Here is a 22,772-nt window from a genome sequence, read left to right as displayed (position 1 = left end):
CTTAATGTTGAAAATATTGCAAACCAACTTAAATCCATCTCGAAAACATCTTTTGCAGATAGAAAAATGGCTTTCTAAAGAATATAATTCTGGAGGACATCAATTTTATGGAAACTGGAATGGAATAGTTAAATCTTTTGAAAATCAAAATCTAATCACTATCCAATACGAGGATTTAGTTTATGGGTTTTTGACCTTTAAATTGGACGATTATGTAGCGCATATTGATATATGTGTTATTCATTCAGAACAACGCAGAAAAGGTTTAGGTAAAGAATTATTAGATAGATCAACCGAATATTTTCAAAGTTTTGGTATTCTAGTTTTAGAATTATTTTGCGTACCTAAATCATCACAGTCCACTTGGAAAAGACTGGGCTTTCTGGACTTTCCAGAATTTCCGCATAATAATAGAATTTCGATGTTTAAGCCAATAGTTGAATATTTAAAGCCTAATAATCCTGGCGAAACAAAACAAAACAAAATTCTATTATGGGAATGTAAAGGATATAGAAAGGAAAGGGAGAACCCAAAATATCAATGGGAATTGCAATTTGAGAACGATGGTAAAACGTTACAAAAACCTATAATCCAACCTGCTTATTACAAATGGAATTTGCAAGCTATAATAAATGGAGAAATTATTCTAGAAGAAGAAATCGAGAGGTTTCCAAATAATAATGTTGAACATGGAAATTTCTTGATAATACGTGAATTAATTGTCTAAAAAAACTCTAAACACAACAAACCACCTAAACGTAATGCTGATTTTAGGGCTTAAACGAAAGGTCTGTGTATATTTATAATGTCGCTAAATCTCATGGATTTAGCTTAAGAAGAGAAAAAATAAAACTAAACCCGCCCGAACGTAGCCGTTCGGTACGGGCGGGCCATAAGCTTTAGCTTCGTGCGTAGACGGAAACGAAAAGTTTCCTTGTCTCCGCACTACGCTAACCGAACCATTATGTCTAATTATAAAAACAACATTGTTAAAAACTTGTTTAATAAGTGTTTACATTTGAAAATAAACTTTTAGAAAATTTAGATAATTTTAAATTAATATAAAATTCTCATATTATGAATAAGAAAAAGACATCTAAAAGTGTAGCTTCTCTTGCGGCTAAAACACTAAAAAATCAAAATGCATCTAATACTGCTAAAAAACTGGCTGGATCAGTATTATCTCAGTCTAAGAGTACAAATCAAACTGGTGCTAAACTGGAAAATTTAGCTTCGACTGTAATGACCAGTAAAAAGTATAGCAATGAAACTAAAACTCTAGCAGGTTCAGTATTATCTCAATCAAATAAAAAAAGGTAATTATATAAGTTATGGCAAGATGTACAGCACCAGTAAATGGACATCGTTCTGCAAGCGCTAGAGCCAAATGTCCAGCATGTGGAGGAAGAAGTCGTAGTTATGGATATTCATATTCTCAACCTTATTCTTCACCTACTTACAGCCCTAGAAGTAGCAACAATAGTGGAAAAAGAAAGGCAAGTTGGTCTTCATCAGGCTCGACTGTTTTATATACCCCAGCAGAGATACGAACACTAACACCAGTTAGAAAAAATGTTGAGGAACGTTTAGAAAAACCCGATTTACGTGATATTTTTCTCTGTCACGCTTGGGACGACCGAAAAGGTTCTGCAAAAGAATTACACGACCTATTAGAATCTAAAGGTGTATCTGTTTGGTTTAGTGAAAAAGATGTTGCACTAGGTTCGCCATTAATGCGTGAAATTGATAAAGGACTTATAAAATCTAAGGTTGGAATAGTTCTAGTTACACCATTATTTTTAAAAAGAATTGAAGGTTCAGGTATTGCTGACAAAGAACTTTCTGCGCTTTTAGCTCGTGATTTAATAGTACCAATCGTCCATAATACAACTTATGAAAATTTAAGAGATGCAAGTCCATTACTAGGTTCTCGCAGTGGATTAAGTACCGTAGAAGATTCAATGGAAGAAATTGCCTCTAAATTAGCTGAATTAGTTACGCCGGAAACAATAGTAAGTTATCAATAGAAATTAAAAATAACTACATACAATAAGAACTAAGTCTTCGTGTGGTCGGTACAGCCCGTCCCGCGATGTATGAGGGAGCCAAACATGAAGACCTTATTGACAGTACCGGATCCGGACTTTCCTAATTATAGAGGTTGCTAAATTTTCAGCATCATAATACGGCAAGCATTTCGGTCCTCTTGTGCCATTCTTCAAGATCAGAGTACAAGATTTACACCGGCATTACGGTTTTCCGCAAGGCATTATTCTGGTAATTTTTTTCTTTATCACGAGAAAAGTAGGAAAGACAGTATAAGCTAGGCCGAGAAGAATTGGATAGGGGAGGTAAGGGTAAAAGGTTCACCCTAAATTGTAACTGGGCAACTAAAAAGATTTACTTAATTAGGCATATAAAGAAATATAACAACTAGTAACTATTTACAATTGGCGTTAGGCAACATATGAGACAACTTAATACAAAAGAATTAGAAAGCAAAACACACGACTATTTTTTGGACGTCCAATATGCCAATCCTGATGATGTGAAAAATAAGTTAACCCAACTTATAAACTTTTTAAGCAGTCAAGATATTTCTAAAAACATTTTGGACAGGATAACTGAGGATTATTTGGATTTATATCAAAAACTAGAGCCCTTAAATGGCAAATACCTATAGATACTGTATAAGATATTAAAGAAAAATTGTTTATTTGTATAGTAACTAAATCTTTTGGATTTGGCCATAAAAAAATTAAGTCAAAACAAAATGTTTTGATTTAGAGCTCATATTGTCCTAAATGTTACTTTGCCTTAGCTGCGCTGATAACTAAACTACTATGTGTAATGTAAGATTGCGTTTTACGTCTAAAATATAGTATAAAAAAGAAGTTTAGGTTAAAAATTGTGTTATATTAGTCAATATGTCAAAAACAAGAAATATTCACGTTAGAAATTTTGGAGGCTCATCAGTCCCAGTTGGTAGTACTATAGGAAAAGTATTAATCAATAGTAAGGACTCTGGTAAAGTAGTTAGAGCTGTCAGAGCGGCTATCAAAGGGAAAAGTCAAAGTATTAAATTATCGCCAGCTACAGCTGAGGCTGTAAGATTCGCCAAAAGATGTAAATAGAAATGGAAATTGCTTTAGGAGGTATTGTCCTATTGATAATTTTACTGCCTGGAATTTCATTTCGTAAAGGATATTTTTCTGAAGAGTTCTCAAATCAATACACGATACGTGATTTTTTTCAACTTTTTATAAATACACTTTTTCCCAGTTTAATTTCGTATTTATTATTTCTACCAGTAATTTACTTCATTTTTGGATATTATTACGATTTTAGAATCTTGCTTGGGATTTTGAGTTCGGGTGAAGAATTGGTAGAAAATTCGATAAAAAGAATCGATAATTTCAAATTCGAAATTCTATTATTTCAAGTAATAATTAATTCTGCCTCTTTCGCATTTGGGTATAAGCTAAAAGACCTAATATTAAAAGACTCCTATGATGCGAAAAATAAATTTTTTAGGTATAAAAATGTTTGGCATTATCTTCTTTCTGCCAAGTTTATATTATTTAAGCGTTCCCAAATTGAATTAATTAACGACACCATTAAGGATATAGATATAACTTTTATTGATGCTTTATTGACATTGGGTGAGCATTCATATATTTATACCGGAATTTTAGTTGATTATGAGCTGTCATCTGATGGTGGTTTAGACTTGCTATATCTTAAAAATGCTCAAAGAAAATTTATATCTGAGGGAAATTCAACGAAATATAAAGACATTGATGGGCATGTTATTATATTAAAATATGATAACATAGTCAACTTGAATTTGAGTTTTATTAAGGTGAGTGAATTGGATAATGATATCGTAGAATTTAGATTAATTGAATAGTATTTAGGACCATTATACTTAAGTATTCCTCCTGCGGATATGCTAGTACTAATAATGGCTAGTTGAAACCAATCGACTAGTTATGGGAAATATTGATGTTTGCATAGAATTTTATTAAGTTTTTTTGGTAATGTGTGAATATGCCAGGTGTAGTGTTAGATGAATAAATTATTCAAATTGAAAAGCGAAATGGAGATGGATTTTTGACAACTTGAGTTTCATAAGTATAAACGGCACTGATTTTACAGCTGGTTCAAGAATAAGCACAAATTAAATAATCTTAAATGAATAACTTGAAAGAAAAAATAAATAGTATATTATCTTTATTATCTCTTGAACAATTAAAGAAGGAGATTCTGGAGGTTAAAAATACTCTTGAAAACCAGGAAATTATCAATTTCATGGAAGAGATAGGAGGCGAGAAATTATAATATGAGAAAAATTCAGAGTACTTACCTAATGGTATACACGAAATAAGTTGTAGCACTCACTTATGGTATAAAAGTTCAAATGGTAATTGGATAATTAAACTATGGGAAATTAAGCGACTAGACAGGTAAAGGTTACAGAGTTAGGACGTTAATTAATCACGGCACCAACAGAAAATCGTTACCATTATAGTACTAATACAAGGAGTATGATTACTAATCGCTATATACTATTGTTATTCGCAAATGTAAAATGACTAAAGAACTTTATAATGTTATTAATGGGTTTATAAGAGAACGTGCTCTATCCATAAAAGAAGATGAAAGTAAAAACTCTGAACAAATTGGATTTCCAATTTCTAATTATATTGATTATTCTCCACAAATCGATAACCCCAAGTATTGCTGTATTGCAACAAACACTTTTAAAAGTATAATAGTTGATAATAATACATTATCGGTTATTGCAACAAAAAAACCAGAGTTATTTGGCACAGGTAATGCAAAAGATGTCTTAAAAGGAATACTTTTAAATAATCCAAATTATCAATGTACTTGGAATGATGATGTTGATAGATTCGCTGTTTTTTTAGCAAAAAGAGCATACTTGTATGCTATGAAAGTTGACAATAATGAAGTAAATAATGATGTATTAAGAATAGATTTGTTCCGAGAATTAAAAACATCAAAAGAGGATGAGGGTAAATTTGATTTTATAGGAGGTTTACTCCATAGTTTTAAACACTTCTCTATTAGTGGAATAAGCTTATCTACAGGTAATTGTGAAGCTGAATTATATCACACATTACGAATAATAAATTATTCGCTGAAAGCATTTTTTGAAGGAGAAAGGGTGGAAATAGAAAATGGATTTAAATCATATGTCCCTTTCGATAAAAATTATAAATTATGCTTCATATTTTACCATAACAAAAGAACGAATACTTTTTATATCAATACCATTATTAAAAAGGAGAAGTAGCTATTCAATTAGGCGGTTACGTCCTTAACGAGGAGGATTAATGATGGCCTGCCATAAAATTTTATAAAATTGAGGTAGGAATGGTTAAGTTTTACCCTAATTACCGGAATGTTTAAACTTTTCAATATCAGTTTTTGTAACTGAATCATAGATTTTAGCAAAATCACCGAGCGAATAACCCATGGCCTCAATTATTAAAAGTAACGACCCTGTAGCGGGGGATGTTTTTGACTTTGCATTAAAAATATCTGAAACTGTAGCTTTTCGTAAAAATGATGCCAATGCAATTTTATTATAACTCTCAGCTATTTCTTCGTCATTATTTCTATTTGGACGAAATTGTTTAGTCGTATCCAAGAGTCTATTTAAGCTAATAGCAATTCTAAATTTAATGTCCGGAATTAACTCCTCTTTCATATACGCAATTAACTATATCGTTAAAAATATATCGGTACGCTTTGGCGTACCGATATATTTTTTTATATTTGATTTATAATCATTCATTTATGACAGTTTGTGAATGCATTATGCGATTCTTCTATTTGAATTAGTCTAGAAGTCTTCGCTTGGATTCCCGGTCTAAAAACAGGTAATATTGATGCAATGGGATGATAAGCAAGATGCCCATGACCCGGGCGTGGGTTTGCTTATAACCAGCATCTACTGTTTTAATGACCTGGACAGTTGAAAAGCAACCAGAATTTGTGGTGCTGCCCAATGCGTATCCAAGCCTTATCTTTTGGAAGCGTCGCATACCAAATAACTAAATGGCTAAAAAAGAATGAAACAGAGATGGTCTATAATACATAACAAAGCAGCCTATAAGCAGCTTGCCAAGTGCATGGATCATACCTTGTACGATATTCTCTTTACCAAAAAGCCAAAGAACCCAGTATAGGCTTTGCATTATTATGGGATTTGTGTTGTACCCTTTTTTCCGGAACTCGATAATCTTTGTATCCCATAATCACGATCCACACATTTTTGGCATCCGGCCAAATAACGACAGAACAGCCTAAATACCTTAGGTTAGCCCGTTGCCTGTTAGCTGTATTAAAATAGCTAATAGGGTAGTGGGCAACTTTGCACAGATCCAAGATTTTGAGATTACGAAAATCTTATATATCCTGGTGCTGAAAGTGTTTAATTTTTTACATCAGCTGGCGTCGCCAAGATTCCTTATCCGCGGAATAGTTAGCGAAAGCTCCGGAGCAGGAGCGAATTAATGAGCGACGTGGAGTTTCGCTTACGGTTTTTCGACCTAGTTGTCGAAAAAAATCATCGGAAAAGGCGCCTTTTTCTTTGTTTCGTTTCTTTTGGGCGAGCAAAAGAAATGAAAAATGAAAGTAGATATGGAAATAATACACAAATCATCAATGAACCTCTAAAATCAACGGATCAAAAGTTAAACACTACGATATTCTAAAGAATAATAATGTTCAATCAATAAAATCCATTGCCTATGACATAGAACATATACAAAAAATAGCCTCCCAAACCCTGTTTGACGCAACCGTTTGGAAGGCCTTAACTAAATAAAACTAAGTTTCATCTAATCTTCAAAATTATGAAAAATAATCTTGAATACAGGGGCTTTATGCGCCTATGTTTACTATATATTTGCTTTTTGGTTCCCCCACCATACTTTGCCCATTTCCCCCATGGGCATTGTTTTAAGGATGTTTCAATTTTAGAACCCCAACAACAGTTTACCATAACGGGAACTGTTAGTGATACCTATGGCCCCATGCCCGGGGTACATGTACTCATAAAGGGCAGTAATAAGGGAACCTTTACCAATGACAAGGGAGGGTATTCCATTACCGTTACCAACAAGGATATTCTGGTCTTTTCCTACTTGGGCTACCACAGCCGGGAACTTCCCGTATTGGGCAGGACCACCTTAGATGTGGAAATGTTGTCCGAGGTCACCGAACTACAGGAAGTAGAGGTCAATGCGGGCTACTATACCGTAAAGGAAAAAGAACGCACGGGTAGCATTAGTAGGGTCACCGCCAAGGAAATAGAACTACAGCCCATTGTAAGTCCGTTAGAGGCCCTACAGGGTAGGATGGCAGGGGTAGAGGTAATACAACAAAGTGGCGTGCCTGGAAGTGCGCCCATAATCCGAATAAGAGGACAGAACAGTTTAAGGAATGGTACTACGGACAATGGTAACCTTCCTTTGTATATAATAGATGGGGTGCCTGTAATTTCTACTCCTATTACTGGGGGGAGCAACATGTACTTGAATGGAATAGACCCTTTGACAACGCTTAACCTGGCCAACATTAAGAGTGTTGAGGTGTTGAAGGATGCAGATGCCACAGCCATCTATGGTTCCCGTGGTGCCAATGGCGTGGTACTGGTCACAACTAAAAAAGGAGAAGGCTATTTTACCAAAACAAAAGTTGAGGCCCATATGTATTCTGGCTTTGGAACGGCGTCCAATAAGATGGACCTCTTGAATACCGAACAGTACCTTAGGTTGCGAAAAGCTGTACTGGCCAATGATGAAAGGGAACCGGATGAGTCTACAGACTACGACCTATTGCTATGGGACCAAAACCGCTATACGGATTGGCAAGAAGAGCTTTTTGGAGGTACCTCAATGATTACGGACCTTAATGTTTCCGCTTCTGGCGGTAGTGCTACCACTTCATTTCGCTTAGGAGGCTCATTTCATAAGGAAGGGTTGGTCTTTCCTGGAGATGAACAGTACCAGAAAATTACTGCTGGATTGAATTTGAGCCATAGATCCAAAAATAAGAAATTTAGAGTAACCGTTTCAGCCAATTATGGTTTTGATAAAAGTGGTACCCCGGCATATGACGGTAGTTTTTATTCCACGGCACTTTCTTTACCCCCAAATGCCCCGCCAATCTATAATGATGATGGCAGTTTGCATTGGGAAGAGTGGGAATATTCTTCCAATTTAAACAACCCTTTAGCTGCTATTTTAAATAGGACAGCTACTGACCTTGGATATAATTTAATAGCCAACATGGGCCTATCTTATAGTGTTTTAAATGTCTTGACCTTTAAGGTCAATGCAGGGCACACCTACTTAAATAGGGAGTTCAAAGGTTTGTTCTCTAAGGATGAATACAGGCCAGATCTTAGGGAATTCCTGAATCATAGATCCACCGAGAGTCATAGAACCAGAAAATCTTCTATAATTGAGCCCCAACTGGTATATAAAAATAAATTGGGAAATGGGAGCTTGGATGGGTTAATAGGTATGACCTATCAACAAAATGAATCTAAGAGCTTACAGGTGAGTGGGGAAGGATACCCGTCCGAAGCCTTGATAAAAGACTTGTCCGCTGCCGAGGTAATCAGTATATCGGACAACAAATACACAAAGTACAGGTATAATGCAGTTTTCGCTCGCTTTGGTTATAATTGGAAACAACGGTATTTTGTAAATATAACCGGAAGAAGGGACGGGTCCTCTCGTTTCGGACCAAACAAACGATTTGCAAATTTTGGTGCCATTGGGGCCGCCTGGATATTTAGTGAGGATCCTTTTGTAAAGCGCAGTATTCCCTTTTTGAGCTTTGGAAAGCTGAGAGGTAGTTATGGAACAACCGGAAGTGACCAGATTGGAGATTACGGATATCTTGACAGTTATGAAGCTACAAGAGGGCCAGGGGGGTTATACCCCACACAACTTTTTAATCCGGATTACTCCTGGGAAGTCAATAAAAAGTTGGAGGTAGCTTTGGAGCTAGGTATTTTGGAAGAGAGCGTCCATTTGGGTACCAGTTGGTACCGCAATCGCTCTTCCAATCAATTGGTAGGATTCCCTTTGCCTTCTATAACAGGGTTTGGATCCGTACAAGCCAATCTTCCGGCAACAGTCCAGAACACCGGATGGGAATTTGAGCTTTCTACCGCAAACATACGATCCCGTGGCTTCAACTGGCAGACTCATCTTAACCTAACCTTTCCCAACAATAAGCTTGTTAGTTTTCCCGATATAGACCAAACATCTTATGCCAACACTTATAGGGTGGGGCATCCTTTAAATATTGGATTGTTGTACAAATTTGATGGTTTGGATCCAGAAACGGGCTATTACAGAATGGTAGATGTAAATGAAGATGGGCGGTACGATTATACTGACCGAATAATTGTAAAAAATCTGGGAAGCAAATATTTTGGAGGCATTACCAATACTATTTCCTATAAAGGCCTAGGGCTGAGTTTTTCTATGGACTTTGTAGTTAAGGACGGATTAAACTATCCATTGGCCACTCCAGGGACCATCAGTCAACAGTCTATTGAATTCTATAAAGTTTGGCAAGGCACGGAAGGCGATGTAGTGCAAAAATTATCTTTGACCAACGCGGCGCTTTCAGCCTATCGGAGATACCGCATATCCGATCGTTTCACTTCAGATGCATCTTTTTTACGACTGAACAACCTCGGGATCAGTTATGAATTTCCAGATGCCGTACTTGATAGAATTGGATTCAGTACATGTAAACTTTTTTTACAAGGTCGGAACCTTATTACACTTACCCGCTACAATAGTTTAAATGTAGAGACACCTGGAGACTCGTCCATACCTTCTTTACGTACCATAACCTTAGGAATACAACTTCAACTTTAAAAATTAATATCATGATCAAAAAAGGATTTAAAACCTTACTGATTTTACTAATCGGTAGTTTTTCAATTACGGCATGTGAGGATTATGTGGATATAGAGACTCCAAATCATATGATGATCTCAGAAACCGTTTTTGCCGATCAGGAAACGGCATTGGCGGCAATAAACGGTATATATAATGAATTGGCCAAAGCGGATTTTTCCCGTGGATATCTTTATTCTGTTACGGTACTAGCCGGGTTGACACCGGATATTTTTGAAACTACCAGTGCAACCGATGCGAGATATGGCCCTTTTCAACAGAATGAGATCTCCCCCATTGATTCGGACGATGCCAAGGCCAACTATAATATGTGGTCCAGTATTTACAATATAATTTATATGGCCAACAGTGTTATGGAAGGAACGCAAAACTCTAAGTCCATTTCACAGGAAGTGAAGGATCTTGTAGAAGGGAAGGCCAGGTTTATCAGGGCGTTCACTTATTTCTATCTCGTAAATCTTTATGGAGAGGTTCCCTTGATCTTAACTACGGATTACCGTAAAAATGCCAAGGCCGAGCGTGACGATGTCAATACTGTATATAACCGTATAGCGGATGATCTGGACAAAGCGATCATTCTTATGGAGGGGGCAATGGAATATAATGATTCGGAACGTACCAACGTTAACCGTTTTGTGGCCATAGCCTTGCGCGCCAGGGTCTACCTGTATCAGGAAAATTGGGCAAAGGCCGAAGAACTTGCCAGTGAGGTCATTTCCCAAACTTCATTATATGGCATGTTGGATGATCTAGAACAGGTCTTCTTAAAGAACAGTCGTGAAGCCATTTGGCAGATTTCGCCAGTTGGGAGGGGATTGAGTGCAACATATACGGGAGAAGGGTATATGTTCAGGGGGCAAAATTCGTCACAAATTAAGTTATCGGAAGATTTTGTGGGAGCTATGTCGGCCAATGATAAGCGCCTTCACATTTGGATAGGCTATAACACGAGTAGGGGATTTTATTTTCCTCAGAAATATAAGGATGCAAGAAGTAGGAATGATGTTGTGGAATATTCTACCGTTTTACGCTTATCTGAACAGTACTTGATCCGCTCCGAAGCCAAGGCAATGCAGGGAAAAATTACCGAAGCGATAAAAGATATAAATGTGGTACGAAACAGGGCCGGTCTTGGCCTTTTGGCCGAGATGGATCAAGAAATGGGCCAAACTGAACTGTTGGAGGAAATTATGGAGCAGAGAAAAAAGGAATTTTTTGCAGAATGGGGACACCGCTGGTTGGATCTTAAACGTACGGAGCGGGTAACCGAAGTATTGGGGGCAATGAAACCTCTTTGGCAGGATACTGATGTTCTGTTTCCCATTCCCGGGGAAGAACGGGAGAAAAACCCGAACCTGACCCAAAACAATGGTTATTAACAAATCTTAAATTTTATTATGAAACGGATCATAAAACTTGTCCTGTTCGCTCTAATGCAGATAACATCCAATAATATTATAGGGGCAAGCCCTCAACTAGGTCCGGTAGATTCCCTTGCCCTGGACCCTAGTATCATATACGGCCGATTGCCCAATGGCTTTACATACTATATAAAATCCGTAAAGGACGGAGGGGATAGGATCAATATGCGGCTGTATGTAAAAGTAGGTTCCTCCCATCAAAACAATGACGAGTTGAACTTTCCCCATGCTCTGGAGCATTTGGCTTTTAAATGTGCCCAGGACTTTCCGAATAATCTATTGAACGATCCGCTACTTCTTGCACGTTTGGGCCTTGCCCAAAAGGATATTTTTGGACAAACACAATATTTTTCCACTTGGTATAGCTTTAACGTGCCCATTGCCAATCCGGACGCCATGGATACCGGCCTACTTTGGTTCGAGAATATTTCCGATCTAAGGTTGACCAAGGAAATAATCGATCAGGAACGCGGTCCATTACGTCAAGAAACGGTATTTAGGGCAGGAACCGATCTAAAAGGGCACTTTAGGCGAAAACAGATTAGGGCCGAATTGTTCCCATGCCAATCCGATTATTCAGATTTTTTCGGGCATAACCAAAATTTTTCTGCCGATTCGCTTATACAATTCTACAAAAAGTGGTACAGGCCGGACCGTATGGGATTGATTGTCGTGGGCGATATCCCCGATGTCCATGCCTTGGAACAACGGATAAAAACCCGGTTTTCCAAAATAAAGGGAGATCCGTACCCACCGCAATGGGAAGACTGCCGTTTAACGTATTTGGAAGGAAGCAACAGCTTTATAGCCTTGAACCCCGAGCCCGATGAAAATAGAAAATTGGAGGAAGTGGAATTACAGTTGTATTTCCGTGATCCCAAAACTATCACGGAACACAATAATTGGAATGGCTTAAGGCGTCGACTGATATGGAACGTATTGAACAAAATTATCAATATTAGGTTTACAGAGGAGGGCAGGGGATACAATAAAACTTTCTACGCCTTGGGTTCCTCTCCTGACCCGATTATGCCGGCATATAAAGTGGTGATAAAGACCGGGGTGGACCAGGCCGAAAAAACCACCCGACAGGTCATAAGGACATTGCAGTCCATAAAACGGTTCGGTCTTGGCGAAGAGGAATGGAATTTGGCTCAAAAGGAATACTGGAAGATCCAGGAGCAAATGGATACACTGGATTCCAATTATTGGATGCAACAGATCGGAGATTATTTTACTCACGGTGTGGCATTGCCCAAAAATAAGGCAACGGTCCTACAACAATGGTTCTCCAAGTTTTCCCTGAAAGAGTTCAATGTGTTATTGGAACAGTACATATCCGATGTGCCCAGCGATATCGCGGTAACGGTTTTGCAACAGAGTGGTGATGTCCCCGTGCACCATAGGGAAACGGAGGTCCGAAATTGGATAATGCAGACAATAGGAGAGGATATGGAACCGATAGAACTCCCAAAAACTCCGGCCAGGTTAATCACCAAAAAGGAGACCTCCACTTTGGAAAAAGTAAGGTATACAGATATGGGGACAACTGATTGGGGTGCAAGGAAATTTATGCTGGCCAATGGAACAAAGGTCGTTTTGGATACGAGCCCTTCAAATGACCCTCGGATTCAACTCCATGGTTTTAGCCCAAAGGGTGCGGCATGCTTTCCCAAAACCGATAAGTTCTCCGCAATCAATGCTGCCAATATTGTTAAAAATGCTGGGGTTGGGGATTATGACAAGTTTGCACTGGAACGATTTCTTTCCGGGACAAGTTTTTGGCAAGGGGTTCATCCATATATCGATTATAGGGAAACTGGCATTAGGGCCGATGCGGAATTGGAAGACCTGGAAAACATGTTACAATTGGTATTCCTATATTTTACGGACCCAAGAATGGACAGGGAAGCTTTTGAGGATTGGCACACCCAAGAAAAAAAACGATTTCAGGATCCTACATATAGCCCTTTATCCCTTGATTTTTTTGAATCTATAAAGGAGTATGTGGAGGACCCTTCCATTATACCACAGGGAACGAGAAGGTTTCAGGGAATTTTTGGAACAGACATGTATAAAGCATACCGTATATATAGACAATTATATGGGAATGCAAGGGATTACACCTTTATTGTGAGCGGGAACTTCCCGATTAGGAAGGTCCTGCCACTACTTCAAAAATACCTAGGCAACCTGCCCAACCAAAACAGTGGAGATACTTGTATTTCTAGGCATCCAGTAGCTCATACCCTGCCCAAGGGACCTGTGTACAAGAAGTTTTATGTATCAGAAATGTCGGCGGCCTATAAGATGAAAAGCGTTAAATATTCCTTGAGGTACATGGCCAAGCTAAATGACCCCATGGATTGGAAAGAGCAATTAAGAATGGAAACCTTGGGCTATTTGATGAATTATAGGATCAAAGAACTACGCTTCTTAAAAAATGCATCATTGTATATAATGAATGCGGGAGCCACTTATAATAGGGAATTGATGCAATACGAATTCAGAATGTCTCTGGATTGCATTCCGGAAGAATTGGAAATGTTGCAGAAGATGTGCAAGGAGATGGTGGAAGAAGTGAAGAAGGGGCAATTTGCCCATGAAATTTTGGACAATGTAGTGGACAAACCAGGCCTATTAAATATACCACGATCTACCAATTATCATCACTTTAGATATAATGAGCCCTATGTAAGCCCATTGGAAGTAGAACAATTTCTAAGATCATTGAGTATAAGGGATATTCAGGAAGTTGCTAGGAAATATTTAAAGGAGGAGCATCTTTTTGAATTCACTTATCAATAAATAAACAACTAATGGGATTAATGGCCAAGGTAAATAGTAAGGTCATTAGGTACCGGAGGGTATTTTCCGGTACCTATTTTATTAAACCATCCTTATGGATTTAATCTTGGATCGGGAATTTCCTCTGGAAAAGGTGATGTGCTTTCTAAAGGATTTCCATTCTCATCGTCATAAACTTGATATTTGGTTTCAGTTTCGTCACCTTCAAGAGTTACTTTACAGAGCTCTTCTCCAGGAGAACAATCCATATCCACCTCGTACCAGGTAGTGCCTATCTGAATAAATCCGGTAGCGTAATAATCCTCGGACGTAGTGCTCACAAACGCAAACGACAGTGCAATGGCAAAAACAAATGCCAACATCGGTAATATTAATTTTAACTTTTTCATGATACTGTAATTTTAATTAATAAAAAGTGCCTACTCTTTTATACAGGTTTTCGGTCTTTCCCCTGCTCTTGTTGCAACAAAATATCATTCTACATTTTCCTGTTTTTTTTAATGTTATAAGATTTATAAGTCTTTGATGGTTTTAATCGCCGCATTCTTTTTCTGTCCATGTGGGAGGATATGATACCATGTAGGGCCAGTAATAGTAGCAATAAGTTTAAAATTGAATGCTGCTCCCAGCTCAACAGTGATATCACCCCTCCACAGGAACAGGGGAGATAAGGGGCAAAAAATACAATGGCCAGGGTGTAGCCGGTAAAAAGGAGCATTAGGATGCCTGCTCCATAAAGACCCATCAATCTCGTTTTTTTCCAAATCAATAACAGGGCAACGGCCAGTTCCGATAGCGGTATGGCCCAAGAGGCGAAGGAAGCCATGGCCCTGCCCCCAAGTACGGGGGAGTTCCTGATGTTGTCATAGAACATATGCCCTTCCAGGAGTTTGGTAAGCCCGGCATAGGCAAAAAGAACAATGAACAGCAGGCTGATGACCGCTACAATTGTTTCCCTATGTTTTTGGTGCCATTTCATATCATTTGTACTGTTTTGATATTCAATGGTGTAAAATTATTGGAACCAAAGTATCTAAAAATGATAAATTGGCTCTAAGAGGGATTAATTTGAAGTGTCTGTGTTAAAATTGTTGGTGTAATGATCAATATTGAGGATACGCAGTTGGGTGGGACTATGTCCATATAGTTTCTTAAACTCCCGTGATAAATGGTTGCCCTTTTTAAAGCCTACCAATTTGGCAATAGCGCTAATGGATTTATTGGTATATAGTACCAATACACGGGCTTTCCTTAGCCGCTGGTCCTTTATGAACTGGAAAACAGTTGATCCGTACAATTCCTTAAATCCTCTTTTTAGCTTATACTCATTGATGCCCACACTATGGGCAATTTCTATCAAGGGAACGGGACCCTGTATATGGTCCATGATAAATTCCCGTGCCGCACGTATACTTTCAATATCTGAGGAATATAGGTGATGCTTCTTGTGTAGGGCCCTTGGTTGAATCATCTTTTTAGAGAATTCATCATTTCTTAGGGATACCAGTTCGTAGTTTTTTGGGGATGGTAAAATATGGGAAGATGAAACTAAAATTTTATCCTGTAATACCCCATTCCCTCTAAAGAATATAAGCTTGCAGTCTGCCGGTAACAATAGCCCTTTTTCTGTTTTGAAAGATAACCGTAGCCTAGCTTCCTGTTCCTGTTGCTCCTCCAATTTTTCTACTGTTTCCCTCCAATTCTTAAGGGAATCCGCGGATAATAGTTGCTCGAATTCATTGTGCAAGATATCCCGTTGTTTAAATTGTAGAAACCTTTTTACGCTGTTATTGGTCTGTAAGATCCGATACGACCGATTTAAAATAAAAACCATTTGATCGGTCAGGGCAAAGATATTGTCCGGATTTTTATAGCCATGGTGTAGGACCGATTCCTGTATTTCCTCGGTCAGGAAATTGATAGCGGCCGCCAAGGCCTCCAATTCGTCCTTCTTGTCACTGCGCTCTATACGTAGAGAGAAATTGCCTTTTACCATTTCCAATAGGTGATGGTTTATTTTTTGCAGTCTTTGCCTGTTTGTAAATGTGTCCATAGTTTTGGTAATTTGATGCTTTCGTCTGTTTTGTGCTGGTATTCAATTAGAAATCGTTTAATTCAACAAAGGGACGCAAAAATTCCAGGGCCCTGGATTCGTCCGTAAACCTTCTTATTGTAATGGGGGGAGTTTCTAGGGTATAAATTTCAGTGTATAGAAGGGAGAGGGGAGTCTTGGTAATCATGGCCAGGGCCGATATCAGTACGGAGCCTTCCGTTACAAGGTATTCCTTGGCATCCACAGTGACATCCTTAATGCCCCGCATATCACAAACAATGGGATAGGCCCTGCCATGCTGTATCTTGAGACGCTGGGAAACCACTTCCTTGGCAGCTTTTAGAGAAAGGCATAAATTTTCTTTGTAGGCAATGTGGAGTATGCCCCTGTCCATTTTAAAGGAGGCAAAATTATTTTCAATATACTTTTTCATGGCTTGCCCAATAACAATTGCCTTTTAAAATACTAATTTTTACTATTACATCTAAAAGAAAATTCGTACAAAATGTTAAAAAGATATCTAAGCGGGAGTATTTCGTATCTGTAAGGGATTTTTTTAGGACAAATAGAATTGTAATGTGTATAAGTATTTGATTTTGTATAGTTTAATGTGAAATATATACGTTGCTAAAAACTATTCAAAGGTACATTACACTATTTGATGTTATTTTATACCTTATGCCATAGGACTATCATAAATAGTTCATGTGTTTACAGGGTCGGCCCCAAATGTATATCCGAACCTCTTATCCTAGTTGGTCATTAAACCTAACTTAAAATGATTGCAGGATGAACCTCAGATTTAAAAAAGTGATCCTTGGCTTTAAGGAGAAGCTCTTAATGTTAGAGCCTGAAAAAATAAACAGTCTAAAAAAATGTAACGAGGGCATCCATTTATGTAACAATACCCTTTACCTACTTAGAAGTTTGGTGGAAAAAAAAGACTTTAAGACCTTGGAAGAGGAGGTACATTTTTTCAAAACCGTAAAGTCCGAACCATTGGGGTATTTGGTTTATTTTAGCGAAGTGAGGTCCTGTGAACTCTTAATGCCCAAGATCGGTCTTAGCAACCAATTGAACTTTTTGGAAAAGAAAATAAACCGCATCAATAAGTTCTTTAATAGAAACTGGGACTTTGTACACTATATGGAGGAAGGGCTCAGTTATCTGGACATACAGTACTTTACCCGCTCCAATCAGGTATTTCCCCTATATTCCCTTCCAGAAGCATGTTATCTGGACCCCAAGTTTTTTACATCCCATGATATGCTTTGGGCACGGATAAAAGGGTTGAACATTTTCATAATATACCTGCAGGAACGTATCAAACTGTTGCGGGCACAAAAACATAGGGACCTCCAAGGGGCAAGGACCAAGAAATCATTGACCTGGAATGCATCAAAAACAGCCCTTACCGAACTTATTTATGCCTTACATGCCGTGAATGCCATTAACGATGGCAGCGGAAATGTCAAGGCTATAGCAGCTGTTTTTGAATCGGTGTTCAATATAAATCTTGATAACCTATACAAGACCTATTCTGAAATCAAGGCCCGTAAAGGAGGAAGGTCCCGATTTCTGGAGGACTTGGTCACAAGATTCAATGAAAAAATGGGAGAGGATGATAGTTTCTAAACTTTGAACACTTCTTTATTGATCAAAAAACCTTCGTAACTACGAAGAGGTTACGGATACGGACTTTTATGAAAATATCGCTTCATTTTGTTGGGAACCAATTGCTTTTTAGTACTTCGGCGACCCTAAATTCCATTAAATAGATCCAAATTATAGTTTGTTAAAATGCCCCGTAACTACGAACGCCTTGTGAAGTTGTTTGTTCAATGCTTTTGATTTTTGCCATATAAATTGAACCTAGACAAAGTCGACGTCATGTCAAGTACCACATTGTCTATAAAATTCACTTATATGCCAACAGCTATCATCACTACAGACGATTTAAAGGAATTCAAAGCAGAGTTATTCGAAGAGATCAGGGAACTCTTGCGAGAAAATCAGGCGAAGGTCATTAAAAAAGAATGGCTCAAGAGTACCCAGGTAATGGATAAGCTCAATATTAGTTCCGGGACCTTGCAGAAATTAAGGGATAACGGTACGCTGTCCTATACCAAGATTGGTGGGCTTATTTTTTATGAGGCCGATCAAATTGAAAAAATCTTAATGGAAAACCTGGTGCAACATTCAAAAGATAAAAAATGAACTACATACGACACCTTAATGCGGTATTTCAACTGTTCTCAAAAGATTCAAGGCTCAATCCCTCCCATATAAGCCTTTATATGGCTCTGTTCCAATACTGGAACCTTAACAGGTTTCCCGAAAGCTTCTTGGTAGACCGGGAAGAAACCATGTCGCTTTCCAAAATAGGATCAAAGTCGACCTACCATAGGTGTTTGAGCAATTTGAACGATTGGAAATATATCGCCTACCAACCCTCTTATAACCGATTTAAAGGAAGCCGAATTATGATGCCCATTTTTGGGACAAGTCCTGGACAAGTGGTGGACAAGCATGAAACTGGTCCTAGACTGGCGCTGGTATCATATATAAACAATAATAAACATAATAAAACAGAAAATAAACATTTGGGAAAAGGCCGACCAAAAACTATTGATGAGGTTATGGAATTTTTTAAGAAAAATAGTTGGCCGGTCAATGAAGCGGACAAATTTTTTAACCATTATCAGGGGATAGGGTGGAAGGTAGGGGGGAAGTCTACCATCGTAGACTGGAAGGCCACGGCACAAAGCTGGATGATCAGGGCGAAGGATATGAAAGAGGAAAAAGCTATGGCTTCAAGGTCCCACAACAGAGCAACAGAAGATTATTTAGATACCTCAATACAAAAGGATTATGGAGAACCCTTGTGATAACACTACGAATCCACGCCCCCATATCCTAGTGGAGGGCGGTACTGAATTTTGCCTCGGAAAATTTGATGGCAAACGGATCGATTATGATTTTTATAAAGTACTTGCCTATCTGAATGCAAAAGGGAAGTCCCTCTTCGGTGAGAAGTTTGAAATAAAAAAAGAGGACAAACTTACTTTTTTAAAACTATCTAGCTACCTGGTACAGGACTCCGAAAGCTGTAAAAAAATGCAGATAGACCTTAAGAAGGGAATACTACTGACAGGTCCGGTTGGATGTGGCAAGACCAGTATGATGCGGCTCGTTCGCCATATCGTGCCGCACAAAAAGACCTATGAAATTATTCCTGCGCGCAATATCACCTTCGCATTTAACCACATTGGTTATAAGATCATCGAGGACTATGGGAACGGTCGGTGCTATTGTTTTGACGACCTAGGGGTGGAACCCAGGGGAAGGTATTTTGGGGACGATTGCAACGTAATGGGGGAGATATTGGTCTCCAGACATGACCTGTTCCAAAAAACCAAGATCCTTACCCATATCACTACCAACCTCAATGCAGAGGAATTGGAAGATAGGTACGGTAGCAGGGTGCGCAGTAGGATGCGCCAAATGTTCAACCTGATTTCTTTTGACAGGTATACCAAAGATAAACGGATCTAATATCACGGACTATGAAATAAAACATGATAACTGATATAACAAAGGAATGTTTAAAGGCGAGTATCACAACGCAAACAGTATAATTAAATCTAGACATATGAAAATAGCCACCTTCAATATCGAAAATCTATACCATCGGGACAAGGATCTGTTGGCTAAGCGGAAGAACAAAAATGTGTCCGATTGGGTGTCCGAGCTGGACAGCTTGTTGCATAGACTGCATAAAAGTGAAAACGATATTGCACGCATCCGAGAACTCAGCTTTTTGCTGGGATTTGATAAAATCGATCATCGACCCTATGGGGTCCTTAGGAAAAGACAGGGGAAATTGTTTTTAAAACAAGGGGGATTTGCCAATGAACCACGGGCTACTCATTTGACCAATTGGAACGGTTGGGTCGCACTACAAAGTGTGGCCATATCCCATACAGCTACGGAGAACAAAGCTAGGCTTATTGCGGAAACCGATGCCGATGTCCTTATTCTACAGGAAGTGGAGGACAGAGCATCATTGATGGATTTCAATATAAGACGATTAGGGGAATTTGATATCGCCGCCTATGAACAGATCCTTGTTCTGGAAGGAAACGATGCCCGGGGCAGGGGAATGGCAATATTGACCAAGAACGGTTATCTTTTGGATTCGTTGAAAAGTCATGGGACAGACTTGGACAGTAAGCAGGACCCCTTGTTCGAAACAGATTGTCAGGAATATGTCATTAGCACACCCCAAGGCCTTAAAATATATATCCTATCCGTGCAATTTGCAGTGGAAAAGGATACCAAAAGAAAGAAACAAGCACAAAAGCTAGCCACCATCTATGAAAAAATGAAGGCTGAAGGAAAGGAACTGATCATGGTATGTGGGACCTTGAACGATGTGTCCTTCAGTGATTGTCTGACGCCCCTACTTAGGGAAACTGATCTAGAGGATGTTTCCAAGCAACCCGAATACAGAGCGCAAAAAGATTTTGGCAATAGGGCGGACTATTTTCGATTGGGAGCCTACCGAATGGGAGTGAATATCCGACAAAAGGATTATATGCTGCTTTCCTATGAAATGAAACTGCTTCTGAGCTCTTGTGGGCTTAATAGAAAAGGAATGTGGCCCGATAGAAATACAAAATGGGAGGTTTACTCCAGTTTAAATAATAGTTCACATGCGGCCAGTGCGCACCCATTGATCTGGGGAGAGTTCCATGGTATATGAGATGGGCGACCTGAACAACTAATTGAACTATGTTGGTCCCCTGGGGCAGAACCTGCGGCCCATTACCCGGCTCCCTGAAAAACGGGTGCAGGGCAAAGCGCCTCGGGCATGTCTTGGACACGAACAAGGGTTCCATGGGAGTCCTTACGTATCCTGCAATGCCTTTCCCGGAACCCCTTGCCCAAGTCCGCCTGGCCTTCCATCTAAATAATGATATCTGCCAATATTGGAACTATCGGTTTTGCTAGATTAGCACCTAAGAGGAATCCCATATATGCATTTTGCGCCGTTTTATAGGCCTTGGCATTCTTCCATGAACGGCTTTTGTATCCCCACTATCCGAGCTCCCGTACCTTTTTTACGATAGCGAATCAACAACATTCGCTCTTTTCGACGGCATAAACCAGTCCCGCCCCAAGGCGAGATCTTATTTATACGTCTTGCCAAGATCGAATATTGTATCGGCATGGCATCAAAAAAGGTAACAGTGAGAGCTCTATGGGAAGTAAATCAAAAACAGAAAGTCATGAAATCAAATCCAAGCATTAAAAATAAAACGTCACAAAAAAATCAAAATAGGCTGCACCTCGCAGCCAAGGAAAACGTGCGGGATATAATAAGTAAATCATTTAAAATCAATTATTAACCGTCCATAGTAGCATGGACATAATCTTTTTCAATTATGAGTAAATTAAGAAATCATGTACAGTTGATCGGGAACATAGGGGAAGACCCTGTGGTCACCAATCTTGAAAGTGGCAAAAAATTGGCCCGATTCCAGTTGGCCACCAATGAGCACTACAAAAACAAAAAAGGAGAGAAGGTGCAGGATACGGACTGGCACAGTATTGTTGCTTGGGGAAAGACCGCAGAGATTGTGGAGAAGTACGCCGCCAAGGGAAAGGAAATCGGCCTGGCCGGAAAACTTAAGAACAGGAACTACGAATCCAAGGACGGTACTACCCGCTATGTGACCGAAGTGGTCGCCGATGAGATCTTATTATTGGGAGGTAGGTCCTAAAGGAGTAATACAATAAAGAGGGCGTCCCCGAAATTAAACGCCCTCTTATTGTTTTTTCACTATCAAATAAAACTATATCGATAATGGATGCCAAACATATAGAATTAAAGAAAGGGTTACAACATTTTAACGGTTCGCTAAGACTTTTTAAAATGCCCCTTCTAAATACTAGATTTACGGAGGGCATAAAATATCTTGCCCAGGCCGGTGAATGCTTTTGGTTAGTCACCGATACCTCGGTAATCGCCAAAAGCCTGATGGATAAAAGTCGGTTTATTACCATCGACTTCAAAAAGTTTTCGGAAGAGGAAAGGGAAGTTAGGGGATATGGGGCCAAAATTGATTACAGCGATGGCAATGGGAACATCTTTGAGACCCACAACTATCATGTGACCGACTTTCCCTTGGAAGAAATTAGATTGTTCTTTGTGGACAATACCCTGATGCTGCCAAGCGAGTATTGAACAACAAAGAGGGCGCACCACCAAGAACCGCCCTCTTTTTCTACATTACCATAAACTAGTAAACAGAGAAGGGCGAAAATAGATAAATATGGATTGTTCAATGGAACAATTAGGTAATTTTTAACACATTGCCTTAAGGGTATTTGGTAAGGCCTTAATCCATTTGATCTTCAATTTTTAAGGCTAATGACTTTTGGGATCTGAGGTCCTTTTGTTTTTTGATCCCATGGCTCCATGTTGGGGGAATCGTCCGGTTTAAA

General features: G+C 38.9%; 22 protein-coding genes. 17 read left to right on the top strand and 5 right to left on the bottom strand.

Features of this window, described 5'->3' with window-relative positions:
- Positions 1-4 precede the first annotated feature (4 nt).
- The 7 genes from EHW67_RS09505 to EHW67_RS09480 all read left to right on the top strand — a co-directional run bounded on the left by EHW67_RS09505 (position 5) and on the right by EHW67_RS09480 (position 5,320).
- Positions 5-727 (top strand): GNAT family N-acetyltransferase, encoded by a 723-nt coding sequence (locus EHW67_RS09505; RefSeq protein ID WP_158285114.1) that lies wholly within the window; start codon positions 5-7, stop codon positions 725-727.
- Between the two features lie 350 nt (positions 728-1,077).
- Positions 1,078-1,320 carry a hypothetical protein gene (locus tag EHW67_RS09500; RefSeq protein WP_126162135.1) on the top strand — a complete coding sequence of 81 codons (243 nt, stop codon included), beginning with the start codon at positions 1,078-1,080 and terminating at the stop codon, positions 1,318-1,320.
- Between the two features lie 11 nt (positions 1,321-1,331).
- Positions 1,332-2,027, top strand: a complete 696-nt coding sequence (locus EHW67_RS09495) for a toll/interleukin-1 receptor domain-containing protein (RefSeq protein ID WP_126162134.1) — start codon at positions 1,332-1,334, stop codon at positions 2,025-2,027.
- 440 nt (positions 2,028-2,467) lie between these two features.
- Complete coding sequence (locus EHW67_RS09490; protein WP_126162133.1) at positions 2,468-2,683, top strand: hypothetical protein; 216 nt, start codon at positions 2,468-2,470, stop codon at positions 2,681-2,683.
- Positions 2,684-3,136: 453 nt separating this feature from the next.
- The gene (locus tag EHW67_RS09485) at positions 3,137-3,910 is read left to right on the top strand and encodes a hypothetical protein (protein WP_126162132.1); all 774 of its coding nucleotides are present in this window, start codon (positions 3,137-3,139) and stop codon (positions 3,908-3,910) included.
- A 284-nt stretch (positions 3,911-4,194) separates the two neighbouring features.
- Positions 4,195-4,341 carry a hypothetical protein gene (locus EHW67_RS20365; RefSeq protein ID WP_158285113.1) on the top strand — a complete coding sequence of 49 codons (147 nt, stop codon included), beginning with the start codon at positions 4,195-4,197 and terminating at the stop codon, positions 4,339-4,341.
- 250 nt (positions 4,342-4,591) lie between these two features.
- Positions 4,592-5,320 carry a hypothetical protein gene (locus EHW67_RS09480; RefSeq protein ID WP_126162131.1) on the top strand — a complete coding sequence of 243 codons (729 nt, stop codon included), beginning with the start codon at positions 4,592-4,594 and terminating at the stop codon, positions 5,318-5,320.
- Positions 5,321-5,416: 96 nt separating this feature from the next.
- Here the strand turns inward: EHW67_RS09480 and EHW67_RS09475 are convergent, their stop codons facing one another.
- The gene (locus EHW67_RS09475; RefSeq protein WP_126162130.1) at positions 5,417-5,737 is read right to left on the bottom strand and encodes a hypothetical protein; all 321 of its coding nucleotides are present in this window, start codon (positions 5,735-5,737) and stop codon (positions 5,417-5,419) included.
- A gap of 1,150 nt (positions 5,738-6,887) precedes the next feature.
- Here EHW67_RS09475 and EHW67_RS09470 point away from each other — a divergent pair.
- The 3 genes from EHW67_RS09470 to EHW67_RS09460 are packed head-to-tail and all read left to right on the top strand — an operon-like array spanning position 6,888 to position 14,209.
- Positions 6,888-9,938, top strand: coding sequence for a SusC/RagA family TonB-linked outer membrane protein (locus EHW67_RS09470; RefSeq protein ID WP_126162129.1), 3,051 nt, complete (start codon positions 6,888-6,890; stop codon positions 9,936-9,938).
- A gap of 11 nt (positions 9,939-9,949) precedes the next feature.
- Complete coding sequence (locus tag EHW67_RS09465) at positions 9,950-11,359, top strand: RagB/SusD family nutrient uptake outer membrane protein (RefSeq protein WP_202911944.1); 1,410 nt, start codon at positions 9,950-9,952, stop codon at positions 11,357-11,359.
- Positions 11,360-11,377: 18 nt separating this feature from the next.
- Entirely contained in the window at positions 11,378-14,209 is a 2,832-nt protein-coding gene (locus EHW67_RS09460; RefSeq protein WP_126162127.1) for a M16 family metallopeptidase, read from the top strand.
- 92 nt (positions 14,210-14,301) lie between these two features.
- Here EHW67_RS09460 and EHW67_RS09455 read toward each other — a convergent pair whose 3' ends face one another.
- The 4 genes from EHW67_RS09455 to EHW67_RS09440 form a co-directional block, all read right to left on the bottom strand.
- Positions 14,302-14,598, bottom strand: a complete 297-nt coding sequence (locus tag EHW67_RS09455; protein ID WP_262707163.1) for a DUF6520 family protein — start codon at positions 14,596-14,598, stop codon at positions 14,302-14,304.
- An 89-nt stretch (positions 14,599-14,687) separates the two neighbouring features.
- Positions 14,688-15,188 (bottom strand): MauE/DoxX family redox-associated membrane protein, encoded by a 501-nt coding sequence (locus tag EHW67_RS09450; RefSeq protein WP_126162125.1) that lies wholly within the window; start codon positions 15,186-15,188, stop codon positions 14,688-14,690.
- 84 nt (positions 15,189-15,272) lie between these two features.
- On the bottom strand, positions 15,273-16,262 hold the full coding sequence (locus EHW67_RS09445) for a helix-turn-helix domain-containing protein (RefSeq protein ID WP_126162124.1): 990 nt from the start codon (positions 16,260-16,262) through the stop codon (positions 15,273-15,275).
- A 46-nt stretch (positions 16,263-16,308) separates the two neighbouring features.
- Positions 16,309-16,695: a DUF7793 family protein gene (locus tag EHW67_RS09440; protein WP_126162123.1), complete on the bottom strand. Its 387-nt coding sequence runs from the start codon at positions 16,693-16,695 to the stop codon at positions 16,309-16,311.
- Positions 16,696-17,051: 356 nt separating this feature from the next.
- On the opposite strand from EHW67_RS09440, the gene EHW67_RS09435 reads away from it, so the two are divergent.
- The 7 genes from EHW67_RS09435 (at position 17,052) to EHW67_RS09405 (ending at position 22,512) form a co-directional block, all read left to right on the top strand.
- Positions 17,052-17,897 carry an RteC domain-containing protein gene (locus EHW67_RS09435; protein ID WP_126162122.1) on the top strand — a complete coding sequence of 282 codons (846 nt, stop codon included), beginning with the start codon at positions 17,052-17,054 and terminating at the stop codon, positions 17,895-17,897.
- Positions 17,898-18,188: 291 nt separating this feature from the next.
- Entirely contained in the window at positions 18,189-18,479 is a 291-nt protein-coding gene (locus EHW67_RS09430; RefSeq protein WP_126162121.1) for a helix-turn-helix domain-containing protein, read from the top strand.
- On the top strand, positions 18,476-19,150 hold the full coding sequence (locus EHW67_RS09425) for a hypothetical protein (RefSeq protein ID WP_126162120.1): 675 nt from the start codon (positions 18,476-18,478) through the stop codon (positions 19,148-19,150). Before EHW67_RS09430 ends, EHW67_RS09425 begins: the two co-directional genes overlap by 4 nt.
- Positions 19,134-19,817: a P-loop NTPase family protein gene (locus EHW67_RS09420; protein WP_126162119.1), complete on the top strand. Its 684-nt coding sequence runs from the start codon at positions 19,134-19,136 to the stop codon at positions 19,815-19,817. The genes EHW67_RS09425 and EHW67_RS09420 overlap by 17 nt, the downstream gene beginning before the upstream one ends.
- 97 nt (positions 19,818-19,914) lie before the next feature.
- Complete coding sequence (locus EHW67_RS09415; protein WP_126162118.1) at positions 19,915-21,027, top strand: endonuclease/exonuclease/phosphatase family protein; 1,113 nt, start codon at positions 19,915-19,917, stop codon at positions 21,025-21,027.
- 682 nt (positions 21,028-21,709) lie between these two features.
- Positions 21,710-22,048, top strand: a complete 339-nt coding sequence (locus EHW67_RS09410; RefSeq protein ID WP_126162117.1) for a single-stranded DNA-binding protein — start codon at positions 21,710-21,712, stop codon at positions 22,046-22,048.
- Positions 22,049-22,131: 83 nt separating this feature from the next.
- Positions 22,132-22,512: a DUF6876 family protein gene (locus tag EHW67_RS09405; RefSeq protein WP_126162116.1), complete on the top strand. Its 381-nt coding sequence runs from the start codon at positions 22,132-22,134 to the stop codon at positions 22,510-22,512.
- Positions 22,513-22,772 lie beyond the last annotated feature (260 nt).

The sequence above is a fragment of the Arenibacter aquaticus genome, from assembly GCF_003957295.1.
Classification (GTDB): Bacteria; Bacteroidota; Bacteroidia; order Flavobacteriales; family Flavobacteriaceae; genus Arenibacter; species Arenibacter aquaticus.
The sequence above is the reverse complement of the archived record's forward strand: the minus strand, read 5'-3'. Positions and strand labels throughout refer to the sequence as shown.